The organism is Pseudoduganella plicata, assembly GCF_004421005.1.
In the GTDB taxonomy this organism is placed as follows: Bacteria; Pseudomonadota; Gammaproteobacteria; order Burkholderiales; family Burkholderiaceae_D; genus Rugamonas; species Rugamonas plicata.
The window spans coordinates 5,484,239-5,510,935 of the sequence record NZ_CP038026.1; the positions used below are offsets into that span (position 1 = coordinate 5,484,239).

Genomic DNA, 26,697 nt, shown 5'->3' on the forward strand with positions numbered 1-26,697 from the left:
GGCGATTGTACCGCCCGCCGCCGCGTCAGAAGGTCGTCTGCTCGTCCTGCTCCGCCGCGGAGACCGGCCGGCGCGGTTCGCCGGAGCGGCGTCGCGTGGGGTCGTACAGCACGCGCATGATCGTGGCCGTGCTCACCGAATGCATGCGCAGGAACTCTTCCGCGTAGTGGCGGTCATGGCGTTTCAGCAGGACGAGCGCTTCGTCGATGATGGTGGCCAGTTCCAGGTTGCTGCGCGGGCATGGCTCCGTCACGCGGGCCGCCGGATTGCGTGCCGAAAGGGTGGGGATCGATCGTCGCAGCCGGTCCTCGCGCAGTGCCGGATGCGCTGCATCGGCCGCTCGGCGGGGACCGTCCCTGGACAACACGCGCAGCGCCACGTGGCGTGGCACTTCGCGCATCCGCATATGCCGCCACGCCTTGACGCAGCCCCACAGGATGTCGATATCCAGTGCGGCGGCGACGGCAAGCGCGGTCTGCTGGTCATGGCGCTGATCGTCGGTCATCCGGGTCTCGCAAGAGTCGTTGATGAATCCCGCTGAAGTCTGCTGCTGAAGTTCGCTGCTGCTCGTGACTCACTGCGCTGTCATGTGGTGTGACCTTAGCACGTTACAAGGGCGGCCGGCATAGAATTTGGCAATCAAAGCACGCGTGCGGACAGCCGGGATCGCGTGGATAAAAAAACGGCCCCGCAAGCGGAGCCGTCCGTGAGCGTGCCGCCGTCAGAGCGCGCGCCGCCGCAGTGCTGCCAGACCAAGCAGGCCCGCGCCCATCATCAGGTAAGTGGCCGGCTCAGGCACTGCCTGCAGCGGCGTCGAGTCGATCCGCACGTCGATTGCGGCGTCGCGCGAGTCGACGAACAGCGCGTCGCCGAACGTCAGCGGCGTGCTGCCGACGCCGATCACGTCGAAGCGGATATGCGCCAGCGTGCCGCTGCCGCTGACACCGGCAGCCGGTCCCAGCAGGAGGTTATACACGTACGACACGGCACCCGTCGCGTTGTCGATATTCCCGAGGCCCGGCGACGTATTGCCGCCGCCGGCAAGGAAGTCGCCTTCCGTGACCGCCGTTGCGCGCAGCACCGTCGGGTCGAACGCCAGCGAGAACTGGTAGCCGTACAGGTCGTCGACATCGTCGATCAGAATGGAGAGGTCGACGGTCGAACCCACGACGGCGGGATTGGGGGAGGCGCTGACGGACAGCACGGCCGCGGCCGATGCTGCGGCCGACATGCCGGCCGATGCGGCGCCCAATACCAGTGCGATCAACAGGCGTTTATTCCAGGCTTGCCAACTCTTCACAATTTTCTCCTAGCAGATGGTGGTGATCCGCCGGCCCGTGCCGGCGAACGTGCAGCGGCAATCAGTTGCAGGCGGTACCCGCGGGCAGGCCCTGCGACACGGTGGTGAGGTCGCGCAGGTCGATCACGCCGTCCCCGTTGACGTCGGCGCGCGCCTCGTAACCCGGCTGGCCGGTGCGTTTGCCGATGGCGGCCTTGACGATAGCCAGGTCGGCGCAGGCGACCGTGCCATCGCCGTTCACGTCGCCCGCCAGTGTGATGCGCAGGTTGGCGTTGGACACGTCGAAGAAGACGTTGCCGATCGCTTCCACCTTGATACGCCCCGTGGCCGTGGCGACGGCGGGCAGCGTGACCGCCTTGCTGCCCGTGTTCGGCGTGCTGGCCGCCAGCACGTGCGGGTACGTCTTGCCGCCATCGGTCGACAGCGTGATGCGTACGCTGGCCGTATTCACCGGCGCCGCGTTCGTGTTCGCCACGCTCCACGTCACCGTCTGGGTCGAGCCGCCTGCCACCGTCGCCGCGCCGTTGTGCGAGGTGACGCGGAACGGGCCGGCGTTCGGCGCCAGCGTCAGCTTCGTATTGGCGCTGGCAACGCCGCCCTGGCCGTCGCGCGCCGTCAGGCGGAAGTTCAGCGACGCCGGGTTGGCGTTCTCGCCCGGAACGCCGCGGTAGGCCGCCGTCGGCAGGAGCTCGGAGTAGCAGTCGATGTCCGCGGCAGTCGGCGTGGCGGCCGGTGTCGGGCATGCGCCGGTCTCGGCATTGGTATTGTTGGCCAGGATCTGCGCGATGTCGGGGAACACGCGCGTCGGGTCGGCTGTCGTGTGGTTCTCGCCAGGCGAGTTGTACTGGATCGTGCCGGTGCTGGTGACGACCGCCCGTTCGCCGAACTGGCGGAACAGCGGACCGCTGACCCTGGCGTTACCGAGCAGATCCACACCGTCGTCGCCGCCGCGGTCGTTCTGTTCCCACATGTAGGTGAGGGCATCGCCATCGCCGTCGGTGGCGCTGCCCGTCAGCGCGAACGGCGTGCGCACGGGAATCGTGTAGCCCTGGGGCGCCGTGACGACGGGCGCCACGTTGCCGGTGGCAGTGATCTTGCCGCGGCGGTTCGTCGGCCCGCCGGCCACGATCTCGCCCACGAAGCCGCTGCAGCCGGCCGAACAGTTGACCACTTCCAGCGGCGTCACATTGGTGCCGGCCATCTGGCCGCCGAACGTCGCGGTGAAGCCGGCGTTGGTCACCGACGCGATCGTCACGACGCCGCCTGCCGGCCAGCCTTCGATGGCCTGGAGAGCCGTCTTGATGCGGGCGCCGGTCAGGCCGTTGCCGCGCACGATGGGTGCCGTCAGTTTGCCGTTCCAGCGCAGCTGGAATTGCTGGCTGGCGTTGGCAAACCCGCGCAGCACGACCTGCTGCACTTCGTTCAGGTCCTCTTCCGGCCCGGACGTGTAGGCGACGATCTCGTCGAAGCTGCGTTGCGACCAGTAGGGGTCGCTGTGCGGCTGCAGGTTGTCCGGGCCGCAGATGCCCGCATAGGCCATGATCGACGAGCCGCTGCCGGGCTCGACCGACGTTTCGGGATTGCGGTTGCCGCCCGTGCAGCTGCCGTTGGCACCGTCGAAGGTGTGGTTGCCCGAAAACTGGTGGCCCATTTCGTGCGCCACGTAATCGACTGCGAAATAGTCGCCCACCGGCGTCGGCACACCCGTGCAGCCCTGCGCCTTGTAATTGCCGCCGACGACGCCCAGGCTGGCGACGCCGCCGCCGTTCAGGCCCAGCGCAATGTGGCCGATGTCGAAATTGCTGGCGCCGGCCAGCAGGCCCGTGACGATGCGGTTGCGGCCCAGCAGGCCGCCGCCGCAGCCGCTGGCCTGGCTAGGGGTGTAGCAGGCCGCTTCGCCGCACGGGCCGTTGGTGCCCGTCATCTGCGCCGTCGTATTGAGGTTCAGCGCGTCCGTGCCGTCGATCAGCACGAGGCGGATCGACGTTTCGTCTTCATAGATCTGCGTGACGCGATTGATCAGCGTGACCTTGGCTGCGGTGACGTTGGCCGAGCCGAAATAATTGGCATACGACGGGTCCGTCACCAGCGCCAGACGGTAGGTGCGCAGCTGCGTGCCCGTGCTGACATTGGCCGCGTCGTCCGCCACCACATGGTAGGCGACGTTGCCCGTGCGCGTGCCGTCGCTGGCGCTCACTTCATAGGCGCCCGTCGCGCCTTTCTGGTCGGCGCGCAGCGTGGCCTTGACGACGCCATCGGCGTCGGCCGTGGCGACGACCGTTTGCAGCGGCGCAGTCTCGCCCTCGGCGCGCACGGTCACGTTGACGGTGGCGCCCGGCGCGAAGCCGGCGCCGCGCACCTCCAGTGTGTCGCCGGCGCGATAGAAGCTGCGAGACAGGCTCAGCCGCGCCTCGGCTCCGCCGTTGCCCATATCCCGCTCGAACAGCGGACCGTGCTGGTTGGGCAGGTCGGCACGGTGGTAGCTGGCGTACAGGCTGTCGTCGAGGTGATAGTACGGGTCGACGTACCAGTTGCCGGACGTGGAGCGCACCGAGGCGTGCAGGCCCAGCGGCGTGATGTCCATGCGCAGCGTCGCGCCCGGATCGTCCAGGCCACGGCCTTTGTAGGTCTTGATGTCGGGGTGTTTCGCGGCGAGCCCCGCTTCCATGATGGGCGACTCGACGATTACGAAGCGCTGGTAGCCGCCGTCCGGATGCGGCAGCGAAATGGTCTGCTGGCCGACGACGGCGCCGTCGGCGCGCTCCATCGGCGTGCCGGCGGTAAGCGACTTCATGCCGCCCTTGTCGAGAATGGATGCATGAAATTTACGAGGCTTGACGGACAGCTGCCGGCCGCCACCGGTCGTCACGCCATCCGGCGGTACCGCCACGCTTTGCCAATACGGCGCTGCAGCCTGCGTGGCGACCGGTGCCCCGGCCTGGGCGGCCTGGGCGGGTGCGAGTGCGGCTGTCCAGCCGAGGGCGATACACAGGGCCAGCGTGGTACGTGCGCCGGGACCGCGCGCGCGGCGCGGGCAGTTCAGCCCATCCTGGCCGGATGGGGTTGAAAACTTCAATTTCATGCGGTGTCCTTTCGCGTTTCGGTTCGCTACACTGGGATGGTGGTGCGCCTGCTTTCCTCGTCGCTGTCTGCGCAGCTTGCACATTCGTCATGCAAATATTGCAATGATGCACAGACAAGTATTCCCGAATAGTTCAGTCATCACAATGTCATTCGGCGCGATGTTGTAAAGAGCACGAAGATAGCCGCATGGGTACTTTGACGGGTACACCGGCGTGGTGTATGCGGACAGGCCGCTGGGGAATTAAGTGCCGGCAAATAATATTGCTCGCCTATAGCGGTGCGGTTGCGAAGGATGCGGGGTGTTACGATGGCGGTCGTTTTTATACCGGAGAGAATCATGACCGTATTTGCCATGCCCGTATTCGATGCCACCGTCATTTACGAAGGCAAGGAGCTGTTCAAGGGGAAGGGCGCCGCTGGCCTCTGGGCCGAGAAGCTGGCCGCCGAAATCGGCGGCCCTGTGACCGTCGAGAAGATCGGTACGGGCTGGGCCTTGTGCGGCCGCAGCGACGATGTGGACTGCAAGTGGGGCATCCACGGCCAGCGCCTGAAACGGCTGGACTAGCATTTCCCGGCGTGCACGTCGCTGCCGTGGCTGCAGGGCTTCGGCGATGCGAGCCCGTTCCTGACGCTGCAGGCGAAGGGGGGCGCGTGAACGCCGGATGCTCATGGCATGCTGAGTCGTGTGGCGTGGGGACTGTCCCCTCGGGGCGCCAGCCTGTTCAGACGCCCGCTGTCGGTATTTCAATAAATTGTGTTTATACTATCGAAATTCAGACCTCGGCTGACAGCGCTGCACCTCCCCAACACTGCCCGCAATGACAATGCCCGACGCCTCCAGCAACTGGACCGATTTGACGCAAGCGCTGCGCAGCATGCAGCGCAACTACGAACGGGTCGGCGCCCAGACCCGGCTTGACATCGAGCGCCGCGTGCAGCGCTGGTCCAACCGTGCCGGCGACGCGCTGATGGACGTCGCCCAGGCGGGCGCGAACGCCAGCGGCGTGCCGTCGATGATGGCTGTGGGCATGGCACTGGAAGGCTCGGAGGCGCAGTTCCGCAAGCTGCTCAAGACGCAGCTCGAAGGCATCGACGTCTCGATGGTGGTCGACCTGCTGTTCGGCATTGCGAAAGAGATCGCCCTGTACCTGGGCGGTGGCGCGGTGCTGGGCGCTGCCGCGGGGGGGCGTCATCGGGGCGTTTGCCGGCGGCGTCGGTGCGATTCCCGGCGCGGCCATCGGCGCGCAGGCCGGCGCGGCAGTCGGTGGCGAAATCCTCGCCTGGATGGGCCTGGGCATGCTGGTCATGGACGTCAGCAAGACCGTTCCCGACATGTGCCGGGAATTCGGCCACGGTTTTGCCACGGCCTGGTCGGCCGGGCTGTTGCCGGGGAACGCGCACGGGGCGCGCAAGGCGCTGATGGAGGACGCGACCCAGTCATTCGCGCACGGCGAATTCCTGCTCGTCAAGGCGGTGCTGACGGCGCTGGTGCTGTACCTGTCGCGCGGCCAGGCGAAAACGCTGATCCAGAATCTGTCGAAAAGCAAGCTGGGCCCGAGGTTCGGCGAATGGGTGCGACAGAACGAAGGCGCGCTGCGCCGTCACCCGAACCTGCAGCCGAAGACGGCCAGCGCGCAAGGCGCCGTCGAAGGCGGCGCCGCCAAGCCCGCCGCCCGGCCGGCACCCGACAAAACGCCGGAACCGTCCCGTCCGGCCACGCAAGGCGAAGCCAGGCGCCCAGCGCCCTGCGAGCTGGTGGGCCACCCCGTCAATCCGAACACGGGCAGCAAGATCCTCATGGGCGAGCTCGACCTGGACTTCGCGCTGCCGGCGCCGCTGCCGCTTGTCTGGCAACGTACCTACAGCTCGGCCCTGCGGCAGACGGGCTGGCTGGGCCAAGGCTGGGCCTTGCCCATCAGCGACACGCTGCGGATCGGCGCGGACGAAGTCGTCATCGAGGATGCGTTCGAGCGCGCCGTCACGTTCTCGCTGCCGCGCGTTAGCGAAGCCATCTATTCGCCGTCCGAGCAGATCGCGCTGGAGCGCACGGGCGACACCACGTTCGAGCTGATCGACAACAACGGCTTGCGCACGCAGTTTGCCGTGCTGCACGGCGGCGACACGGCGCGCCTGGTTGGCTGGCGCGATCGCAACAACAACCATATCCGCATCGACTACGACGCCCGGCAATTGCCGGTCCGCATCGAGGACAGTGCCGGCCACAGTCTGGCGCTGGAATTCGGCAACGTGCACGGCGGCGTTCGTCTGCTGGGCGTGGCGCTGCTGTCGGAAGGCGCTGCCGAAACGCTGGTGCGCTACGAATACGACGCCATCGGCGACCTGCGCCGCGTGCGCAACCGCGTTGGTGACGTTGTGCGTCAGTTTGCCTACAGCCACCACATCATGGTGGAACACGGCCAGCCCGACGGTCTCATTTCGCGCTATGAATACGACGTCGAAAGTCCCGATGGCAAGGTGCTGCGCAACTGGACGAACCTCGGCCAGGTGTGGACGTTCGAGTATCTGCCGAAGGAGACGGTCGTCACCGACGGGCTCGGCCGGATACAACGTTACCGCTTCGATGCCAAGGGCCGCCTGATCGAACACATCGACGCCAGCGGTGGCGTCACCACGCACCAGCTCGACGCCAACGGCAACCTGCTGGCGCTGACGGACCCGGCCGGCCGCCAGGTGCGCTACCGCTACGACGAGCGCAGCCGCATCATTCGCATCGAGCGGGGCGGCAATGGGACGGGCATCGTCTACGACGCCCGCTTCGACAAGCCGGCCTTTATCACGGACGCGCTCGGCGCGAGGACAACCCTGCGCTACGACGCGCTGGGCAATCTCACCAGCGTGACGAACCCGCTGGGCCAGCGCACCGCGTACCAGTACGACGACCGCGGCCTGCCGGTCCAGGTGACGGACGCGCGCGGCGGTGTCAAGAAGCTCGACTACAACCGCGCCGGCCAGCTGATCGCCTACACGGACTGCTCGGGCAGCACGAGCACCTTCAGCTACGACCCGCAAGGCCGCCTCGTCCGCGCCGTCGATGCCAACGGCAACGCCAGCACGTACGCCTACGACGCACTCGGCCGTCTGGCATCGGTCACGCACGCGGACGGCGCCACCGAACGCTACGAATACGACAGCCTCGGCCGCCTGATCGCCCACGTCGACCCGGCCGGTCACCGCACCGCCTACGAACTCGACCGCGACGGCAAGCCTTTACGGCGCATCGACGCGCGCGGCGGTGTACTGGAATACCGCTACGACGAAGCCCGCCGCATCGCCGAGCTGATCAACGAAAACGGCGACGCCCACCGCTTTGTCTACGACGCGCTGGATCGCCTGGCCGAAGAGACGACGTTCGATGCGCGCCTGACGCGCTACACCTACGACGGCAGCGGCCTGCTCGCCGGCAAGGAAGAGCTAGGCTGCGCCCCGCGCGACGAGACGACGCCGATTGCGACGACGTACGTGCGCGACCCGCTGGGCCAGCTGACGGAGAAGGTGATCTCGCGTGTGACAGGCATCGCGCAAGCCCAGCAACTGCGGCTGCGCTTCGCTTACGACGCGCTGGGCCGGCTGACGCAGGCCATCAACGCCGACGCCACCGTCAGCCTGGGCTATGACGCGCTGGGGCAGCTGATCACGGAGGCGACGGAAGCGTCCGGCACGACATCGCTGCTGCGCCACGCTTACGACGAGCTGGGCAACCGGGTGCAGACGACGTTGCCGGATGGCCGCGTGCTCAACTCGCTCTTCTACGGCTCGGGCCACCTGCACCAGATCAACCTGGACGGAGACCTTGTCACCGACATCGAACGTGACATGACGCACCGGATGATCTCGCGCACGCAGGGCGCACTGGTCAGCCAGTTCCAGTACGACCAAGTCGGCCGGCTGCTGTCGCAAACGGCGGGCCAAGGCGCCGAGACCATCATCGCGCGCAAGTACGAATACGACGCGATCGGCAACCTGATCTCCATCGACGACCGTCGCAACGGTGTCACGCACTACAGCTACGACCCGATCGGCCGCATCCTGTCGGCAGTGCAACCCGACCTGACCGAACGCTTCGCCTTCGACCCGGCGCACAACCTGCTCGACACCACAGTCGGCTCAGGCGGACGTGTGGAAGGCAACCGCGTCCGCGTCTACGAGGACAAGCGCTACGACTACGATGCGCATGGCAACGTCAGCGAAAAGCTGGTCGGCAAGCATACCCGGATGCGCTTCGAGTGGAATCCCGCGCATCAGCTGGTGAAAAGCATCGTTGCGCGCAATTCTTCCGACACTGCGCAGACGACCCGCTATGTCTACGATCCGTTTGGCCGTCGTATCGCCAAGCGCGATGCGTTCGGCACTACTCGCTTCGTCTGGGACGGCAACCGACTGCTGTGTGAGCAGCGCGCAAGTCATTGCCGGACCTACGTTTACGGCGAAGACGCATTTGTGCCGCTGGCACGAATCGATTCCGTCAACAGTAGCGATGGCACTTCGCTGGCGGAAGTTCGGCATCTGCACACGGACCACCTCGGCACGCCGCGCGAGCTGACGGACTCGGATGGACGGGTGGTTTGGGCTGCGCAGTATCGGGCTTGGGGTAACGTACTTCGGGTCGTGGATGAAGAAGTGGCAACGACGCCCGCGGCAGGGGATGCACAGCTTCTCGACGATGCGCAGCCGATTCGCTTCCAGGGACAATACTTCGACAACGAAACCGGATTGCATTACAACCGATTCCGCTATTACGATCCGGATATTGGGCGCTTTATTTCCATAGATCCGCTTGGTTTAGCAGGCGCGGCGAATACGTTCGGCTACGCAATCAATCCGGTGCAATGGGTTGATCCCTTAGGGCTAAGTCCTTGCAGGCCCTCTCTTGGGCTATCCTATGATAAGAGCACGCGAACGTGGACAACCCCAGCAGGACTTGCTTACGGCGTAGGATCTGTTCATGGAAACCGCATTCGACATATATTGGATCACGCCGCACCGAATCTAAGCAAAACTAACCATAGCGTTTTTAACGTAGACCGTCGGGAAGTCTTAGGCCTGGTTGATGAAGCTTGGCGTACAAGGACGAACCCTCTGCCGAATGATCCGGGCGCTTATGTGATACCTATGGGCAGGGCAATAGGTACCGCCGGTGAGTCAAGCATAAAAATTATCGTGCGCCCGGGAACGAATAAAGTAATTACTGCTTACCCTATTTTTTAGAGAGTACCCAATGCTTTGTCCTCGATGCAATCAAGGTGACGTAATACACGCGAGAGTTAAAAAAACCGGCCAACATCTATTTGTTTGCGAGGAATGCGAGGCCACATGGTTTTCGCGCGAAGCCATTGGTTTGCATGGATTTATCGATTTTGGAAGCTACATGGAAACGATTGGATCGGCACCTTTATGGAGCGAAATAACCATCGAGGACTCATAAAGCGTCTAACATCTGACCGAGCTGCGCGAACGAAAAAAAATTCATGAAAACGATAGGGAATTTGGCCCGTGAAGGCGATCTTATTGTTGCAGATACTGAGGTACTCTGATTTTTTCGGACACTCTTGTTTGGTAAAGTTCACCAACAAGAGCCTTTATGAAGACATTGAAGAAGACGTACGCCCTGTAGTGGTCTAATGTCCCCGGACACCTCGATAGGTGGATAATTCACCTTCGAAGCAGTTTACATGACTAGGCAGCGCCGCAATTTCGATCCAAGCTTCAAGCTCGAGGTCGTTCGAATGATCACAGAACACGGCCTGAGCATCTCGCATGTCAGCCAGACGATGGACATCGGCGTGAGTTCGATCCGTCGGTGGATGGAGCAATACGATGCCGAGCAAAATGGCCAGCCAGGTATTGGCAAGCCGTTGACGGCTGAGCAGCAAGGTATTCGTCAGCTGGAGCAGGAAAACCGTCAGCTTCGTAGTGATGTGGACGTTTTAAAAAAGGCATCGGCCTTCTTTGCCCGCGAGCTCAAGTGAGCTATCGGCTCGTCGGCGAGCTGCAAACGAAGGCCGTACCTGTCGCACAAACCTGCCGTCTATTGGGCGTGAGCCGTGCCGGATTTTATGAAGCCAAGCGCCGTGCTGCCAAGCCTGCTTTTTGCAAAGCGAGCGTGCATCTGCGCGCCGCATTCATGAGCAGTGGCCAAAGTTACGGCAGCCGTCGCCTAGTCACTGCACTGGCAAATAGCGGCCTCCACGTCGGGCGTTACAAGGTGCGCCGCCTGATGCAACAGGCCAGCTTGAAGCCAGTCTGGAAGCGCAAATTCGTCTACACGACCGACAGCAAGCATGCCTTGCCGGTTGCGCCGAACGTGCTTGCCCGTCAGTTCAGCCCGGCGGCGCCAAACCTAGCTTATGCCTCGGATATCACGTACATCCGCACCGGCGCTGGCTGGCTGTACCTGGCTGTCGTGCTCGACCTTTTCTCGCGCAGAGTCGTGGGTTGGGCGATGGCGCCGAGCATGCCAGCCACCCTGGTCTGCAATGCCTTGCGTATGGCGATCCAGGCGCGCCGGCCAACTGCAGGACTGATTGTCCATTCCGACCGCGGCAGCCAGTATGCGAGCGAACAGTACCAGGCCCTGCTCGCCGAACATGGCTTCGTCTGCAGCATGAGCCGCAAAGGCAATTGTGGGATAACGCCGTTGCCGAACGCTTCTTCCTGAACCTCAAGATGGAGCGTGTCTGGCAGCGAAATTACGCGAACCACGAGGAAGCCAAACTTGACGTGGCCGATTACATCGCCAGCTTCTACAACTGCCAGCGCTTGCATTCTGTATTGGGCAATCTGCCGCCCAGCGTCTATGAACGCACAATGGCAGAGAAAGCACCTATCGTCGTGTCCGAAATTACTTGACCACTACAGAAAGCAGGCCTGGGCGAAACGGTGGCGAGGTGTTCTATCCGCCCGGAACCAATCCTGCCGCAGGCGAACACATCCGTATAATGCCTCCTGGCTCCTCGCCGGTCCCAGGGTACGAGAATGGGTATTGGCGATGGGTTAACGGCAATAAACAGCCCATGAATTCAGCTACCGGCAAGCCCGGAAGGGGCCAAGGGGACACGCATGTCCCGCTACCCCCGGACTCGCTACCCCCTCCTCGTCGTTAACGAGGCCTTGCTGGATTGTCAAATATAAAATACGGTCTTCAATGTACACCTTGCCCGACAACTTTAACTATGAACTGCTCTCAGGATGCTACCTTGAGATGATAAGTTTTGGAGCTAGCATCACAAAACTTGATTTTGCGCGACCCCAATTGAGTCCTGGTGAACCGACGTATAGGGTAGCGTTCGGCATTGAAGGGCCTCTGCGGTACCGCATTCACAATAAAATTGGCTCGAGAGAGTTTTCCGATGCGTCATCATGTTCACCGCTTATCGAATTACTCTTGCATGACGTCACTGAGGTTGCGAAGACCGGAGCAGCTTCGCTCGCGATTAAATTCGGAGATATTGGCATGGTGGAGGTCGATGGAGAGTTCGACTCAGAATTTGAATCGTACTCGATCTACCTTGCTTCCGGCGAGGTCGTCGTCGTTTGATTCCTATACTGGCGCAGCTTGGCGCGTTTTCTCAGGGCTAAGATCGCCGCCATGAATTAATCAGCGTTTCTAGGGGCGGAGCGGTTTTGTGCATGTCGCAAACTATTTTCTTTGCGCTGCGACCAGAGAGCGACCGGAAACAAAAAAGCCCACGAACCGAAATTCGCGGGCTTTTCTGGGAATTCTTGGTAGGCCGTGCGGGATTCGAACCTGCGACCAACGGATTAAAAGTCCGCTGCTCTACCAGCTGAGCTAACGACCCAAGGTAAAACTGTTCACTACTTGCAAGTGGTAGGCCGTGCGGGATTCGAACCTGCGACCAACGGATTAAAAGTCCGCTGCTCTACCAGCTGAGCTAACGACCCCTTGCAGTACAACCATCATCACAACAACTGCGACAACATCTTTCGAGTGGTAGGCCGTGCGGGATTCGAACCTGCGACCAACGGATTAAAAGTCCGCTGCTCTACCAGCTGAGCTAACGACCCTCCGAAAGAAGCGGGATTATAGGATGCCCCGGCGGCTGTGTCAAATGCTGCTGAGCAAAAAATCCTTGGCTGGGCCCGCGGGTGCGAACGCAGGCCAAGCAGGCCGCCTGCTTTTGCAGGTTGGTCGGGATGCAGGCTAAAGGTCGGGGTCAGTCCCCATGGGACAGACCCCAGGCACTCGCCGGTCGACGCGCCAGCCAGGGGACCGGGTCGGATCTCGTGCGAAAGCAGACCCGGGTCGTCACTTCGCGCCCAGCCGCTCCTTGGCCGTGCGCGCAGCGGTCGTGTTCGGATAATTCTTGATCAGCTCCTGCAGCGTCTTCTTGGCGTTGTTGACGGCCTTCAGCTCGGTCTGGCAGCTGGCGATGTTCAGCATGGCGTCCGGTGCCTTCGGGCTGTCCGGGTAGCTCTTCACGACGGTCTGCTGGGCGGTGATGGCGTTCTTGCAGTCGCGCTGCGCGTAGTAGGCGTTGCCGAGCCAGTATTGGGCGTTCGGCGCGTACGCGGAGCCCGGGTAGCGGCGCACGAAGTTCTGCAGCGACGTGGCGGCGGCTTCGTAATTGCCTTCCTTGAACTGCTGCATGGCGGCATCGTAGGCGTTCTGTTCGGACTGGTCGACGGAGGCCGTCTTGCCGTCGATTTCCACTTCGCGCGGCTCCAGCTTGCGCAGGCGCGCGTCCAGGTCGGCATAGAAATCCTTCTGGCGCTTCGTCGAGATGGTGATCTCGTTTTCCAGCACTTCCAGCTGGCCGCGCAGACGGGCAATTTCCTGCATCGTCTGTTCGTGCTGGTTCAGCATGTCCAGCGTGACGCTCTTGTCCGCCTTGCCGTCCATGCGGGCGTTGACGTCCTTGGTCAGCGCTTCGACCTTGGCACGCAGATCCAGGATGGCGCGGCGCGCTTCGTCGTCGTCGAAGACGCCGGCCGTTGCGTGCAGGGACAGGCCGGCAAATGCCAGTGCGAGGGCCGTCTTGGCGAATTTCATCATGTTTCTTTACGCTTTCAAATAAAAAACGGGACAGCACGCAGTATATCGCGTGCTGTCCCGCCTGGATGTGCAGCAGGAATTACTTGTAGACGATGTCGGCACGGCGGTTTTGCGCCCATGCTTCTTCGTTGTGGCCTTCGGCCTTTGGCTTTTCCTTGCCCAGCGAAACAGCTTCGATCTGGCCTTCCGGTACGCCCAGGGCCGTCATGGCTTTACGGACGGCTTCGGCGCGCTTCTGGCCCAGTGCCAGGTTGTATTCCGCGCCGCCGCGTTCGTCGGTGTTACCCTGGATCAGGATCTGACGGTTCGAGTTCTTCGTCAGGTACGACGAGTGGTTTTCCACGACTGGCTTGCCGTCTTCACGCACAACGTAGCTGTCGAAATCGAAGTACACGCTGCGATTGGCCAGCACGCCTTTCGGATCGTCCAGCGGGTCGATCGACTTGGTTTCCACCGGTGCCACGGCGCGGGTCTGGTCCTGCTGGGCTGGCGTTTCCGCCGGCTTGCTTTCCACTACCGGTGCCGGTTCGGTCACTTTGACGGGCGACGAGCAAGCAGCGAGCAGGGCTGCGCTGGTGATGATGAAGGCGAGACTTTTTACGTTACGCATGTTATTTCTCCTGGTCGTTGTGAAAGGTTTTTTTTTTGCTGCTTTACTTCATGAAAGGACCCCAGGTGGGCTCCTTGATTGCTCCCGCCTGGATCGTCAGGCGTTGCTTGACCCGGCCGTCCACGGACACCACCGCCAGTGCCTTGCGCCCGCCCGATTCGGTCGAGTACAGGATGTACTTGCCGTTCGGCGCGAAGCTCGGTGCCTGATCATTGGTGTTGTCAGACAGACGTTGCTCCTGACCGCTGGCAAGGTCCATCACATAGAGCTGGAAGCTGCCAGAGCGGCGGGAAATATACGCCAGCGATTTTCCATCGGAGGAAATGCGCGGGCTGATGTTGTACGAGCCGGTGAACGTCACGCGCTGGGCATCGCCGCCGTTGACACTCATGCGGTAGATCTGCGGTCCGCCGCTGCGGTCGCTCGTGAAGTAGATCGACTTGCCGTCCGCGGAAAACTGCGGTTCGGTGTCGATGCCGGTACTGTTCGACACCCGGCGCAGGCCGCCCCCGCTGGCGTTGGCGATATAGATCTGCGTATTGCCCGTCTTGGACAGCGCGACAGCGATCTTGCTGCCATCCGGCGACCAGGCGGGCGCGGAGTTGCTGCCTTTTTCATTGGCGATCACGGTACGGGCGCGCGTGATCAGGTTCTGCACGTAGATCACGGGCTTCTTTTGCTCGAACGACACGTAGGCCACCTTGGTGCCATCGGGCGACCACGATGGCGAAATGATCGGCTCGTTCGACGACAGCGCCAGCTGCACGTTCTCGCCGTCCGCATCGGCCACTTCCAGGCGGTACGAACGGCCCTGCTGCGTGACGTAGGCGATGCGGGTGGCGAAGATGCCGCGCACGCCCGTCAGCTTTTCATAGACGTCGTCGGCGATCTTGTGGGCCGACAGGCGGGTGAACTGCGCCGGCGCCTGCTGGTCCAGCTGCGACAGCTTGCTGTTCTGCACCGTCGACATCAGGCGGTAGCGCACGGCGAACGTGCCGTCCGCCGCTTTCTGCACGGTGCCGACCACGACGGCGTCCGCGCCTTTCGATTTCCAGGCCGACAGGTCGACATTGTTGACGTCGCTGATCGTGCCCGCATCGATGACCTTGAAGGCGCCGCTGCGTTCCAGGTCGGTCTTGATGACTTTCGAGATCTGCGTGGGGGAGATGGACTCGTCGGCAAACGTCGCCACGGCAACGGGAATCTGGTTGCTGCCGACGCCGGAAATTTCCACGCGCAGTTGCGCCTGGGCGGACAGGGCCGCCAGCATGCCGGCGGTCAGGAAAACGGTATTGAGTTTGTTCATAGTTCGCATCAAGGCAGATCCTTCAATTTAAATGCGGCGGTGATGTCCCGTTCCACCGTACCGTCTTGCTTTTTCGGAAGAGGCGACGATTTGGCAATCGCGTTCTCCACGGCGGTATCGTAGGCGGGTATCCCGCTGCTCTTGATCTTTCGGACCGAAATAATTTCCCCAGTTGGCAATTGCGTGATCTGGAACTCCGCACTCGGGTTGCCCGGAACGTCCTGGCTGCCCGCGTAGCTGATATTGCTCTTGATCTTCGCAGCGATCTTGGCCTTGTAGCCGCTGTCGGAACGCGGCGCCGTCGACTTCTCGGCCGTGCCCGTGCCGCCCGCAGCCGAACCCATGATGCGGCGCATTTCTTCCGCGCGCTGCTTCTCGAGCTTGGCGGCCGATTCGGCGGCGGCCTTTTTCTTCGCCAGTTCCTTTTTCTTCTCGTCGTCTTTTTTCTTCTCGGCCGCTTCTTTGTCCTCGGCCAGCTTCTGCTTTTCTTCTTCTTCGCGCTTTTTCTTCTCGGCGAGCTTCCTGTCCTCGAGCTTTTTCTGCTCGAGTTTTTCCTTGCGCTCTTCCTCCAGCTTGCGCTGCTTCGCTTCCTGTTCCGCAGCCAGCTTTTCTTCCAGCTTCTTCTTCTCGCGTTCCTTCCTCAAGGCGATCTCCGGATCCACCTTCGGCGGGGCGACCTTTTCCGGCGGCGCCACGGGCGTCGGTGGCGGCGGCGGTGGCGGCGTGCGTACCGGTTCCGGTTCCGGCTCTGGTTCCGGCTCCGGCTCCGGGGCTTTCGGCGCGGCCTGCTGCGTCGTCAGGTCCCATACTTCCGCTTCCACGGCCACCGGCTCCGAATTCTGCCAGTTGATGCCGCCCCACAGGAACACGAACAGCAGCACGTGCATGCCGATGGCCAGCGCGAACGAGCGCCAGCCGCTGTCGGGCCTGGGCACCCGGTAGGGGCCGCGGGGTGGTTCCGCCGGTGTTGCAGTGTTCGTCATGCCGTTACTTGGTCGCCAGTCCGACGCGCGCGATGCCCATCTTCTTCGCTTCCGAAATCAGCTGGATCACGTCGTCGTACTTGCTTTCCTTATCGCCCGCGATCAGGACAGGGTAATCCGGATTGTCGTCATGCAGCGCGCGCAGCTTTCGAACCAGCGCGTCGCGGTTCGGCGCCGTTTCCGGCGCATCCGCATTCTTGCCCGCCACGCCGATCGACAGCGCACCGTTGGGCTTGATCGTCACCTGGATATACGCGTCGGGCGGGCGCACGGATTTCTCCGCGTGCGGCAGGTCGATCGAGCTGGGGTTGTTCGAGCTGGGCATGACCATGAAGATGATCAGGAGGCACAGCATCACGTCGATATACGGCACGACGTTGATTTCGGACTTGAGCTTGCGTCCGCGCCCGCCCCGCATGCCGCCGCTGTTGAAGGAGGAAGCCATCGTGTCCTCGCCTTCTTAGCGCGACTGCCGCTGCAGGATGTTGGAGAACTCCTCGACGAAGCTCTCGAAGCGGATCGCCAGACGGTCGACGTCGTGCGAAAAACGGTTGTAGGCGACGACGGCGGGGATGGCAGCGAACAGGCCGATGGCGGTGGCGATCAGCGCTTCGGCAATGCCGGGGGCGACGGCCGACAGCGTTGCCTGCTGCACGTTGGCCAGGCCGCGGAACGCGTTCATGATGCCCCAGACGGTACCAAGCAGACCGATGTAAGGTGACACGGAACCGACGGAAGCCAGGAACGCCAGGTGGGATTCCAGCGCATCCATCTCGCGCTGGAACGCGGCGCGCATCGCGCGGCGGGCGCCATCGAGGATCGCGCCCATGTCCAGCGTCTCGCGGGCGGCGCTCGCAGCCTGTTTGCCCTTGATGAATTCGCCCATGCCCGCTTCGAAGATGCGCGCCAGCGCGCCGTTGCTGGCGCGGTTGCTGCTGGCGTTCTGGTACAGCGCGTGCAGGTTGCCGCCGGCCCAGAAGGTTTTTTCAAAATCGATCGTCAGGCGCCGGGCGGCGCGCACGTCGAACATTTTCTTGAAGATGTAGGTCCAGCTGACGAGGGACACGCCAAGCAGCAGCGCCATGATCAGCTGCACGATCAGGTGTGCGTTGGAGATGAGGGCGATGAAGGAAAGGTCCTGGGTGGCGTTCATTGTTTCTCGGTCTGGTTGTTCGGTCTGTTTATATGTGTCGTCGAAGGCGCCGGCTTACGCGGCGTCGGGCTGCATGGAGCGCATGCGCGCCAGCACGGCATCGGGCAGCCCGCGCGGGCGCAATGCCGAGCTGACGCAGCCGACCCGCACATGTGCCGTGTTCAGCAGCGTACCGCCGCACCACGCTTCCTGGCGGAATACCACGGAGGCGCGGCCCAGCTTTTCGATTGTCAACGTTAAGTTTAGTACATCGTCCAGCTTTGCCGGCGCATGATAGTCCGCGCTCACGCTCTTGACGACGAACATGGCGTCGTGTTCTTCCAGCAAGACCTGCTGACCGACACCAATCGCACGCAGCCATTCCGTACGGGCGCGCTCGAAGAATTTCAGGTAATTCGCGTAGTAGACGATGCCGCCCGCGTCCGTATCCTCGTAGTAGACACGGACCTCCCAGGTAAACTGTGCAGACATGGATGAATTGTTAGTGTTATTGGGCAACATCATACGTCATTTCTGTTGAAAACGTTGCCGGAAGTTTGCTCGATTGAAATGCGGTCGTTTTTACAAGGCGGCCATTAAAGCAAATCCTGGCGGCGCCTCCGACCGATGTAACAATCCTTTACGTTTGACCTCAGCCGCGCTTGATGGCGAACGGCGAAAAGCCCTGGCACGTCGGCATCAGCTCGATCACGTTGACGTTGACGTGCGGCGGCAGCGTGGCGATCCAGTAGGCCGTGGCGGCGATGTCCTCGGCCGTCAACGGCGTCGTGCCTTCGTAGACCTTTGCTGCGGCCGCATCGTCGCCCTTGAAGCGCACGTTCGAGAATTCCGTGCCGCCGCACAGGCCCGGCGCGATATTGGTCGCGCGCACCCCGGTGCCGACGAGGTCGGCCCGCAGGTTCAGCGTGAACTGGTCGACGAATGCCTTGGTGGCGCCGTAGACGTTGCCGCCCGGGTAAGGGTAGGCGCCGGCGACGGAGCCAAGATTGATGACGAGGCCGCTGTTGCGCTCGACCATGCCGGGCAGCACGGCACGCGTCATCGTCACGAGACCGCTGCAGTTGGTGGCGATCATCGTTTCCCAATCTTCCAGGGACGCTTCGTGCGCCGGCTTGACGCCCAGTGCCAGGCCGGCGTTATTGATCAGCACGTCAATATCGCGCCAGCCCGCGGGCAGGGCGTCCAGCGCGGCGTGGATGGCGGCCTTGTTCGTCACGTCCAGCGGCACCGTGCGCACGTTCGGGCCCAGCTCGGAAGCAAGCGCGTCGAGGCGGTCCTCCCGGCGGCCGGCGATCAGCACCTTGTGGCCGTTGGTGGCGAACGTACGCGCCATCGCGGCGCCGAAGCCGGCGGTGGCGCCGGTGATAAAGACGATCATGCTTTGCATCCTGTCTGTTAGCGGTCGTGAACCTGACGATTGTAGCCGAAACGGCAGTATTGTCACCAATTCTCACGCGTTGCCCGACTGCTATCGCCTGCCGTGGTGTTGTATGCGTGAAAATGTTGTCGGAAGTCCGATTCTTGCTCTCGCGGACCAGTTCACATACAATCGCCACTCCATTTATGTCTCACGTAACTGGCGAAAAGCGGACACCGCCATCGGGCAGCCCGCGAAAGGTGGATCTCCACCGGGGAACGTGAGATTCCAACACAGCCGTTCGCCTGGGCAGCCACGATGGAATCGCGCGGATGAGTGCGCGCCCGGGCTGCCTACGACATTCCGGCGACCTCATTCGATCCTATCTGCCAGTCCTAATCGGAGTAATTCATGTTCGCAAAAGATCACACCCTCGCCGCCATCGACCCGGAACTGTTCGGCGCCATCCAGAATGAGAACCGTCGCCAGCACGATCACATCGAGCTGATCGCTTCGGAAAACTACACGTCGCCCGCCGTCATGGAGGCACAGGGCTCCCAGCTGACCAACAAATATGCGGAAGGCTATCCGGGCAAGCGCTACTACGGCGGCTGCGAATACGTCGACGTCGTCGAACAGCTGGCCATCGACCGCGTCAAGCAGCTGTTTGGCGCCGAAGCGGCAAACGTGCAGCCGAACTCGGGTTCCCAGGCCAACCAGGGCGTGTTCTTTGCCGTGCTCAAACCGGGCGACACGATCATGGGCATGTCGCTGGCCGAAGGCGGCCATCTGACGCACGGCATGGCGCTGAACATGTCCGGCAAATGGTTCAACGTGGTGTCGTACGGCCTGACGGCTGAGGAAGACATCGACTACGACGCCATGGAGAAGCTGGCCCACGAACACAAGCCGAAGCTGATCGTGGCCGGCGCCTCGGCGTTCTCGAAGAAGATCGACTGGGCGCGTTTCGCCAAGGTTGCCAAGGACATCGGCGCCTACTTCATGGTCGACATGGCCCACTATGCCGGCCTGATCGCCGCCGGCCTGTACCCGAATCCCGTGCCGCACGCCGACTTCGTCACGTCCACCACGCACAAGTCGCTGCGCGGTCCGCGCGGCGGCATCATCCTGATGAAGGCCGAGCACGAGAAGATCATCAACTCGGCGATCTTCCCCGGCATCCAGGGCGGCCCGCTGATGCACGTGATTGCCGGCAAGGCCGTCGCGTTCAAGGAAGCGCAAGGCGCCGAGTTCAAGGCTTACCAGGCACAAGTCATCAAGAATGCCGACGTGCTGGCCAAGACCCTCATCAAGCGCGGCCTGCGCATCGTTTCCGGCGGCACCGAGTCGCACGTGTTCCTCGTCGACCTGCGCGCCAAGAACCTGACTGGCAAGGAAGCCGAAGCCATCCTGGGCAGCGCGCACATCACGACCAACAAGAACGGCATTCCGAACGATCCGCAGAAGCCGTTCGTGACGTCCGGCATCCGCCTGGGCAGCCCGGCCATGACGACGCGCGGCTTCAAGGAGCTTGAGTCCGAAGAAGTGGGCAACCTGATCGCCGACGTACTGGACAACCCGCACGACGCCGCGACGATCGAAAGAGTCAAGGCCGCCGTCAAGGTCCTGGCCGACAAGTTCCCCGTCTACGCGGCCTGATAACGGCGACAGCTTTACGCCTGAAACAGTCGTTGTTACACTCTGAGCGCCGGACCCGAAGTCCGGCGCTTTTTTATCCCTGAATGCCTCCCCATGAAATGTCCGTTCTGCCAGCACGATGATATCCACGTCCTCGATACCCGCGTATCGGAGGAGGGGGACGCCATCAAGCGCCGGCGGCGTTGCGGCAAGTGCGACAAGCGCTTCACGACGTACGAACGGATCGAACTTTCGATGCCGTTCGTGGTCAAGAAAAATGGCAGCCGGACCGAGTTCTCGGAAGCGAAGTTGCGCGACAGCCTGATGCTGGCCCTGCGCAAGCGTGCCGTCGCGGCCGCGTCCGTCGACACGGCCGTGCAGTCGATTTCGGAAAAGCTGCTGACCAGCGGCAAGCGCGAAGTGGACTCGAACCATATCGGCGAGCTCGTCATGCAGGAACTGAAGCGCCTCGACAAGGTGGCGTATATCCGTTTTGCGTCCGTCTACAAGAATTTCGAGGACCTGGCCGAGTTCCAGGACGCCATCGAAGAGGCAGGGCAGGAGCGCAAGCCGAAGGGGGAGTGACGGGCTCCCGGCTGCGGCGTTCATCCGCGGCCGCGAAATAGGGAGACCAGCGCCCGGCACAGGGCGAGCGCCGTGTGGTCGCGCCCGGGGTACTGTTTGCGGCGGTCTGCACCACTCAGGCACCTTGTCCCCTTGCGGCGGGCGCACCCCGCGCTGCGACGCCCGTTCGGTTATGCCTGAATTTCTCCTGCTCAGCCCGCAATTTTGCAACCCGGCAGCACAACTTCTTGCCAGAAATTCTTCAGTTCCCCCCATATCCTTGAGGTAGCGCAACCGACGACCGGCCCGACCGCCTAACTTGTAAGGGCGAAGTCGAGGAGATCCCATGCGTGCTGCCGCGGGCTTTACGTTGATCGAAGTGCTTGTTGCCGTGCTGGTGCTGGCCGTTGGCCTGATCGGCGGGACGGCCATGCAGCTGCATGCGATGCGCACCCGGCACGAATCGGCCCTGCTGTCGGCGTCCGTGCAGGCCGCCACCGCTATGGCCGACCGGATCCGCGCCAATGCCGGCCAGGTTGGCAGCGTCTATCTGGCGATCGATTACGACGCCCACCGCGAACCCACGCCGCCCGCCCCGGCCAGCCTGTGCATGGCGGCCCCATGCGACAGCGCGGCGCTGGCCGAGCTCGACGCGTATGAACTGAAGCGCCTGGTGCGCACCACCTTGCCGGCGGGGCGCGTGCGCGTGTGCCGCGATGCGGGCATCTGGCAGGCGGGCCGGCTGCGCTGGCCGTGCTCGGGCGGGGCCACGGCGCCGGTGGTCGTCAAGATCGGCTGGCGCGGCAAGAATCCCGACGGCACGCCGCAGGCGGACGCGGAAGACGGCTTCGTGCCAGGCGTGGCGGTGGCCGTGGCGGGGGTTGCGCCATGACCGGCCGCCAGCACCGCTGCGCCGGCGCCGGCCTCGTCGAGATGCTGGTCGCGCTGACGATCGGCATGCTCGTCACGCTGGCATCGGCGGCGATGCTCGTCACGGCGAATGGCGACTACCTGCACCACGGCGCCACGGTAAGGCTGAACGACGGCGGCCGTTACGCCCTCGAACTGATCGGGCAGGCGCTGCGCCAGGCGGGCTATGCGGACGCGGCCGCACCCGGTGGCGCCGCGCCGGCGGCGGAGGAGGGCGCCGGCATCGAGGGTCTCGACGCACGCAGCGTCACCCGTACCGGGCCGGGCATCGCGGACGCGCGGGCATCGTCCGTCAACGGCAGCGACGTGCTGGCGGTGCGTTTCGGCGGCGCCGGCGCGGGTTCCGGGGACGGTTCCATCGTCGATTGCGCCGGCTTCGCCGTCGGCGCGTCGGCGCAGGGCTGGAGCATCTTCTTTGTCGCGCGGGGCGACGATGGCGAAGCGGAGCTGCGTTGCAAGTACCGCACCGACAGCGGCGGGTGGAGCGCCGATGCCGTGGTGCGCGGCGTCGACAGCCTGCAGGTGCTGTATGGCGTAGATACCGATACGCCGGTGGACGGTGTCGCCAACCGCTACCTGAACGCCACGGCCGTGCGTGCGCTGGACGATGCGCTGGCCGTGGCGGGTGCCTCGGCGGCCGAGCGCGAACGGGAGCGGCGGCGTCGGTCTTACTGGCATCGGGTCGTCGCCGTCCGGCTGGCGCTGCTGCTGCACGGCGAAAGCGGCACGCGCAGCGGCGGCGCGCCGATGGCGTTCGATCTGTTCGGGGCCGCCTATACGGCGGCGGCAAGGGGCGGCGATGCCGGTACGCGGATCGACGAGGCGGCGCTGCCGGCGTCGCTGAGGGCACGGTCACGCCGGCTGTTCGAGGCGGCCGTGTTGCTGCGCAACCGCGCGGGGTCGTGATGGACGTACCGCGTCGTTGGACCGGGCCGCGCTGGCGGCGCTGGGGCCGGCAACGAGGCGTGACCCTCGTCGTCGGCCTGCTGATGCTGGCCGCCGTGTTGCTGCTGGCGGCGTCCGCCACCGATATGGCGTTGATGGGTGAAAAATCGGCGCGCGCCGAGCGGGACCGGCATATCGCGCTGCAATCTGCGGAGGATGCGTTGATGGATGCGGAACTCGATATCGAAGGCGTGGCCGCGGTGCCGGCGGAACGCCGCGCCCTGTTTGGCGCGGCGGACGCTTTCAGCCCTGGCCCGGGCGCCGCCTGTGGCGTGGGACTGGCGCTGGGACTTTGCGCACGCAGCGCACCGGGCGAGCCGCCGCCGTGGCAGGCCGTCGATCCGGGCGGCGGGACAGGCGTGCCGCTGGGGACATTTACCGGTGTCGAGGCGGAGACGGGCGAGGGATTCCTGCCGTTGCGGCGGCCGCGCTATATCGTCGAGCGGCTGCCGTATCGGCCGCCCGGTGCGGAGGTGGGTGCGGACGATGGCTACCTGTACCGCGTCACCGCCATCGGTTTCGGCAGCCGCGAAGGCACGCAGGTCGTGCTGCAGGCAACCTACCGCCGGCACGATGACTGAGGCGACGATGGACGCATCGCACCAGCGGCGTCGCCGGCGGCGTCGACTCTGCGGCCTGGTACTGGCGGTCCAGTGCATGGGTGGTTGCGTCGCGGACGCGGCCGCGCAAGCGTCCGACGAGCAGGTTGCCGTCGGCTGCGCCGCCCGCTATCGCACGGTGCGCGGACCCGCAGTGACCGTGCCGGCAGCGCGCCTGGCTCCTGTCGGCGCGGAAGAGGCCACTGTGTTTCGCGCCGCTTATGTGCTGGCGCGCGGCAGCGGCACGCTGACACGAACGCCGCTGGTGCGCAACGCGGCCGGCGCGCTGCGTCAGATGCCGCCGCTGTGGGATGCGGGTATGCTGTTGGCCGACAGGCCGGCCGCGGCACGCAATATCTACACGTTCGATGGCGATCCTGCTGCGCGCCGGGCCACGATACCGTTCCTGTGGGATGCCCTGTCGCCGGGGCGCCAGGCGGAACTCGACCGGCCGCCCGTGCCGGTGGATGGCGAGGATGGTCCGGACGGCCTTGGCTCCGCGCGGCTGGAGTACCTGCGCGGCGACCGCACGCTGGAGGGCCACGGCTTGCGCGTGCGCAGCGGCGTACTGGGTGACGCCGTGCACAGCACGCCGGTGTTCGTCGGCGCCGGCGCGAACGCGCCCGCGCGCGGCAGTGCCGACCCCGCCTATGCGGCATTCCACCAGCGCACGTTACGCCGCGCGCCGGCCGTCTACCTCGGCGCCAACGACGGCATGCTGCATGCGTTCGACGCGCGCAGCGGCGCGGAACTGTTCGCCTATGTGCCCGACATGCTGTTCGGCGCCTTGAAGGAATTGACGTCGCCGGCGTACACCCACCGCGCTTACGTGGACGGGCCGCTGGCCGTTGGCGAAGCGAACCTCGGCGGCGCCTGGCGCACGGTGCTGGTGGGATCGCCTGGCGCGGGCGCCCGTGGCCTGTTTGCCCTTGACGTGACGGATCCGTCCTACTTCGAGGGCGGACTTGGCGTACTGTGGGAATTCACGCCGCGCGACGATGCCGCCATCGGCAACGTCATGACGCCGGCCCAGGTGGCGCGCCTGCAAGTACGCTCGCGCAACGGTGTGCGCCAGTACCGCCATTTCGCGGCGACCGGTAACGGCGAGGGCGCCGGACGCGCCGCCCTGTTGCTGCTGGCGCTGGACAAGCCGCCCGGGCAGCGCTGGCGCCTCGACACCAGCTACTACCGCCTCGACATACCACCGGGCGAAGCGGGGCTGCCCGCCGGCCTGTCCGCGCCGGCCCTGGTGACGGACGATGACGAGACGCTGCGTCACGTCTACGCGGGCGACCTGCAAGGTAATCTGTGGCGCTTCGACTTCACGCGCACGCCGCCGTGGCGCGCCAGCCCGGGACTGCGGCCCGTGTTTGTTGCCCGCGACACGAACGGTGTGCGCCAGCCCATCGCCCAGCAACCGAAAGTGGTGCATGCCGCCGGTGGCGGCTATCTGGTGCTGTTCGGTACCGGGATGCTGCGCTCGCGCGCCGACCGCGACCCGGCAGGGTTCACGCCGCAGTCGTTCTACGCCATTCATGACGATCCCGCCCACCCGGCCACGGCGGCCACACGCGCCGACCTGCTGCAGCGCCGGCTCGATGCCACGGACGGCGGCATGGGGGTCACGGTCAGCGGGACGCAGCAGGCCATCGGCGGCGGAACGCGGCCGAAAGGGTGGTACATCGATTTCGGCGTCGGCACGGGCGCCGGCGAACGCAATATTGCCGGCGCGACGATCGTTGACGGCAAGGTGGCGTTCAGTACCGTCGTGCCCGGCCGTACCGCCTGCACGGAAAGCTACGGCCGGACGTACCTGCTCGATGCCTTGTCCGGCCTGGCGCCCGACAGCGCCGGGGTCGCGGTCAGCGGCGCCACGACGGGCGCGGTGGTGATGGATTTCGTCGACGGTCCGCCGGCGGCGCTGCCGGCCGCGCGCGTGCGCGGTCACGGCGGAAGGGGCAACGGCACGCGGATCGAGGTGACGCGATCGGCCGAGGTCGTCGCGCTCGGCACGTCTGGCGGCGTACCGCGCGTTACTTCGACCCAGGCGACGCTGCCGGCCGGGCGCCTGAGCTGGCGCGAGGTCGTCAACTGGCGCCAGTTGCATCGTGCCGCGGCCCGGCGCGGCGATGCGGATCCGTCCGGCGGCGCTCCGGCAGCGACAGGGAGGGAAAGCCAATGAAGAGCCGAATCGGCCGGCGCGCGGCGGCCGGGTTCACCTTGACGGAACTGCTGGTCACGGTCGGCATCGCCGGCATCCTGGCGGCCTTCGCGTATCCGGGCTTCCAGGATCACCTGGTGCGCACGCGGCGCACGGAAGCGCAGGCGGCGTTGCAGCGGCTGATGCAGCAGGAGGAGCGCTATTTCACGCTGCACAACAGGTACTTCGCCTTTGCGTCCGATGCCGCCGGCGCCGGCGCACCGGCATTTCGCTGGTGGTCCGGCACCAGCCCGGCGCGCAGCGGTTATGAGATCGAAGCCAGGGCCTGCGACGACCAGCCCATCGAACAGTGCGTGCAACTGGTGGCCACGCCGGGCACGCCGCGCGTCGACGTTACTTTCAGGGATCCCCAATGCGAACGACTCATACTGACCAGTACCGGCGAGCGCCGCGCCACTGGCCGCGGCCAGCGCTGCTGGCGCTGAACACCGCCTTTACACTGGTCGAGGCGCTCGTCGCGCTGGCGGTGGCCGGCGTGCTGCTGGGCGCCGCCGTGCCCGACCTGCGCGGGTTCGCGCAGCGTCAGCAGTTGCGCGCTGCCGCCGCCGACCTGCTGGCCGCACTGCACCTGGCGCGTGCCCAGGCGCTGGGGCGGGGCGATATCGTCGTGGTGGCCCCGATCGATCCGGCTGGCGTCGCGTGGCAGCACGGCTGGGCCGTGTTTGCCGACCGCGATGGGGACGGCCGCCCCGGTACCGGCGACGAGGTGCTGTTCCGGCATGGACCCGTGGCCGATGGCATGCGCATCTGGTCGCGGCTGTCGGCCGCTGCACCGCCCTGGTATGTCGCCTATAATAGTGCCGGCCGTTCGTGCCGGGCGGGAAACGGCAATGCCGCCAATTTCGGCACGCTGTCGCTGCGCGCCGGCGACCAGGCACGCAACATCAAGATCAACATGCTGGGCCGTGCGCGCCTGTGCGACCCGCTGAGGGAGTCCGGCTGTGCCGCCGCGAGCGAATGACGGGCGGCGGCATGG

22 protein-coding genes, 3 tRNA genes, 2 pseudogenes and 1 riboswitch are annotated in these 26,697 nt (G+C 64.5%); of the genes and pseudogenes, 12 read left to right on the forward strand and 15 right to left on the reverse strand.

Features of this window, described 5'->3' with window-relative positions:
- Positions 1-25: 25 nt before the first annotated feature.
- The 3 genes from E1742_RS24135 to E1742_RS24145 form a co-directional block, all read right to left on the reverse strand.
- Positions 26-505, reverse strand: a complete 480-nt coding sequence (locus E1742_RS24135) for a hypothetical protein (RefSeq protein ID WP_134387596.1) — start codon at positions 503-505, stop codon at positions 26-28.
- Positions 506-721: 216 nt separating this feature from the next.
- Positions 722-1,300, reverse strand: a complete 579-nt coding sequence (locus E1742_RS24140) for a cohesin domain-containing protein (RefSeq protein ID WP_229466288.1) — start codon at positions 1,298-1,300, stop codon at positions 722-724.
- Between the two features lie 61 nt (positions 1,301-1,361).
- Positions 1,362-4,382 carry a M12 family metallo-peptidase gene (locus E1742_RS24145; protein WP_134387597.1) on the reverse strand — a complete coding sequence of 1,007 codons (3,021 nt, stop codon included), beginning with the start codon at positions 4,380-4,382 and terminating at the stop codon, positions 1,362-1,364.
- Positions 4,383-4,721: 339 nt separating this feature from the next.
- On the opposite strand from E1742_RS24145, the gene E1742_RS24150 reads away from it, so the two are divergent.
- A complete protein-coding gene (locus tag E1742_RS24150; protein WP_134387598.1) occupies positions 4,722-4,949 on the forward strand; it encodes a hypothetical protein in 228 nt (75 codons plus the stop codon).
- 321 nt (positions 4,950-5,270) lie between these two features.
- Here the strand turns inward: E1742_RS24150 and E1742_RS26280 are convergent, their stop codons facing one another.
- The gene (locus E1742_RS26280; RefSeq protein ID WP_166793545.1) at positions 5,271-5,414 is read right to left on the reverse strand and encodes a hypothetical protein; all 144 of its coding nucleotides are present in this window, start codon (positions 5,412-5,414) and stop codon (positions 5,271-5,273) included.
- Here E1742_RS26280 and E1742_RS27445 point away from each other — a divergent pair.
- The 3 genes and pseudogenes from E1742_RS27445 to E1742_RS24165 all read left to right on the forward strand — a co-directional run.
- Positions 5,413-5,505, forward strand: a pseudogene (locus tag E1742_RS27445) (hypothetical protein); the annotation flags it as partial. The gene E1742_RS26280 and the pseudogene E1742_RS27445 overlap by 2 nt on opposite strands.
- Before the next feature lie 34 nt (positions 5,506-5,539).
- On the forward strand, positions 5,540-9,610 hold the full coding sequence (locus E1742_RS24155) for a DUF6861 domain-containing protein (protein WP_134387599.1): 4,071 nt from the start codon (positions 5,540-5,542) through the stop codon (positions 9,608-9,610).
- Between the two features lie 464 nt (positions 9,611-10,074).
- A pseudogene (locus E1742_RS24165) lies at positions 10,075-11,251 on the forward strand (IS3 family transposase).
- Between the two features lie 874 nt (positions 11,252-12,125).
- On the opposite strand, the gene E1742_RS24170 reads toward E1742_RS24165, so the two are convergent.
- From E1742_RS24170 to E1742_RS24220, 11 genes are all read right to left on the reverse strand, one after another.
- Positions 12,126-12,201: transfer RNA gene (locus E1742_RS24170), tRNA-Lys, on the reverse strand.
- 27 nt (positions 12,202-12,228) lie between these two features.
- Positions 12,229-12,304, reverse strand: a tRNA-Lys gene (locus E1742_RS24175).
- A gap of 47 nt (positions 12,305-12,351) precedes the next feature.
- Positions 12,352-12,427, reverse strand: a tRNA-Lys gene (locus tag E1742_RS24180).
- 241 nt (positions 12,428-12,668) lie between these two features.
- Complete coding sequence (gene ybgF, locus E1742_RS24185) at positions 12,669-13,415, reverse strand: tol-pal system protein YbgF (RefSeq protein ID WP_134387601.1); 747 nt, start codon at positions 13,413-13,415, stop codon at positions 12,669-12,671.
- A 79-nt stretch (positions 13,416-13,494) separates the two neighbouring features.
- The gene (gene pal, locus E1742_RS24190; protein ID WP_134387602.1) at positions 13,495-14,025 is read right to left on the reverse strand and encodes a peptidoglycan-associated lipoprotein Pal; all 531 of its coding nucleotides are present in this window, start codon (positions 14,023-14,025) and stop codon (positions 13,495-13,497) included.
- 43 nt (positions 14,026-14,068) lie between these two features.
- Entirely contained in the window at positions 14,069-15,340 is a 1,272-nt protein-coding gene (tolB, locus tag E1742_RS24195) for a Tol-Pal system beta propeller repeat protein TolB (RefSeq protein WP_134387603.1), read from the reverse strand.
- On the reverse strand, positions 15,340-16,314 hold the full coding sequence (gene tolA, locus E1742_RS24200) for a cell envelope integrity protein TolA (RefSeq protein ID WP_134387604.1): 975 nt from the start codon (positions 16,312-16,314) through the stop codon (positions 15,340-15,342). The genes tolB and tolA overlap by 1 nt, the downstream gene beginning before the upstream one ends.
- Positions 16,315-16,318: 4 nt before the next feature.
- Entirely contained in the window at positions 16,319-16,759 is a 441-nt protein-coding gene (locus E1742_RS24205; protein ID WP_229466289.1) for an ExbD/TolR family protein, read from the reverse strand.
- 15 nt (positions 16,760-16,774) lie between these two features.
- Positions 16,775-17,467 carry a protein TolQ gene (gene tolQ / locus E1742_RS24210; protein ID WP_134387605.1) on the reverse strand — a complete coding sequence of 231 codons (693 nt, stop codon included), beginning with the start codon at positions 17,465-17,467 and terminating at the stop codon, positions 16,775-16,777.
- 54 nt (positions 17,468-17,521) lie between these two features.
- Positions 17,522-17,938: a tol-pal system-associated acyl-CoA thioesterase gene (gene ybgC, locus E1742_RS24215; RefSeq protein WP_134387606.1), complete on the reverse strand. Its 417-nt coding sequence runs from the start codon at positions 17,936-17,938 to the stop codon at positions 17,522-17,524.
- Between the two features lie 160 nt (positions 17,939-18,098).
- On the reverse strand, positions 18,099-18,845 hold the full coding sequence (locus E1742_RS24220; protein WP_134387607.1) for an SDR family NAD(P)-dependent oxidoreductase: 747 nt from the start codon (positions 18,843-18,845) through the stop codon (positions 18,099-18,101).
- Between the two features lie 184 nt (positions 18,846-19,029).
- A riboswitch (ZMP/ZTP riboswitch) is annotated at positions 19,030-19,142 on the forward strand.
- Between the two features lie 93 nt (positions 19,143-19,235).
- On the opposite strand from E1742_RS24220, the gene glyA reads away from it, so the two are divergent.
- From glyA to E1742_RS24260, 8 genes are all read left to right on the forward strand, one after another.
- The gene (glyA, locus tag E1742_RS24225) at positions 19,236-20,483 is read left to right on the forward strand and encodes a serine hydroxymethyltransferase (RefSeq protein ID WP_134387608.1); all 1,248 of its coding nucleotides are present in this window, start codon (positions 19,236-19,238) and stop codon (positions 20,481-20,483) included.
- A 93-nt stretch (positions 20,484-20,576) separates the two neighbouring features.
- Positions 20,577-21,047, forward strand: a complete 471-nt coding sequence (gene nrdR / locus E1742_RS24230; protein WP_134387609.1) for a transcriptional regulator NrdR — start codon at positions 20,577-20,579, stop codon at positions 21,045-21,047.
- Positions 21,048-21,372: 325 nt separating this feature from the next.
- Complete coding sequence (gene pilV / locus E1742_RS24235; RefSeq protein ID WP_134387610.1) at positions 21,373-21,918, forward strand: type IV pilus modification protein PilV; 546 nt, start codon at positions 21,373-21,375, stop codon at positions 21,916-21,918.
- A complete protein-coding gene (locus tag E1742_RS24240; protein ID WP_134387611.1) occupies positions 21,915-22,862 on the forward strand; it encodes a PilW family protein in 948 nt (315 codons plus the stop codon). Before pilV ends, E1742_RS24240 begins: the two co-directional genes overlap by 4 nt.
- A 59-nt stretch (positions 22,863-22,921) precedes the next feature.
- A complete protein-coding gene (locus E1742_RS24245) occupies positions 22,922-23,482 on the forward strand; it encodes a pilus assembly PilX family protein (RefSeq protein WP_229466290.1) in 561 nt (186 codons plus the stop codon).
- Between the two features lie 76 nt (positions 23,483-23,558).
- Positions 23,559-25,682 (forward strand): pilus assembly protein, encoded by a 2,124-nt coding sequence (locus E1742_RS24250; protein ID WP_166793547.1) that lies wholly within the window; start codon positions 23,559-23,561, stop codon positions 25,680-25,682.
- Positions 25,679-26,146: a type IV pilin protein gene (locus E1742_RS24255; RefSeq protein WP_134387614.1), complete on the forward strand. Its 468-nt coding sequence runs from the start codon at positions 25,679-25,681 to the stop codon at positions 26,144-26,146. Before E1742_RS24250 ends, E1742_RS24255 begins: the two co-directional genes overlap by 4 nt.
- Positions 26,074-26,682: a GspH/FimT family pseudopilin gene (locus tag E1742_RS24260; protein WP_134387615.1), complete on the forward strand. Its 609-nt coding sequence runs from the start codon at positions 26,074-26,076 to the stop codon at positions 26,680-26,682. Before E1742_RS24255 ends, E1742_RS24260 begins: the two co-directional genes overlap by 73 nt.
- Positions 26,683-26,697 lie beyond the last annotated feature (15 nt).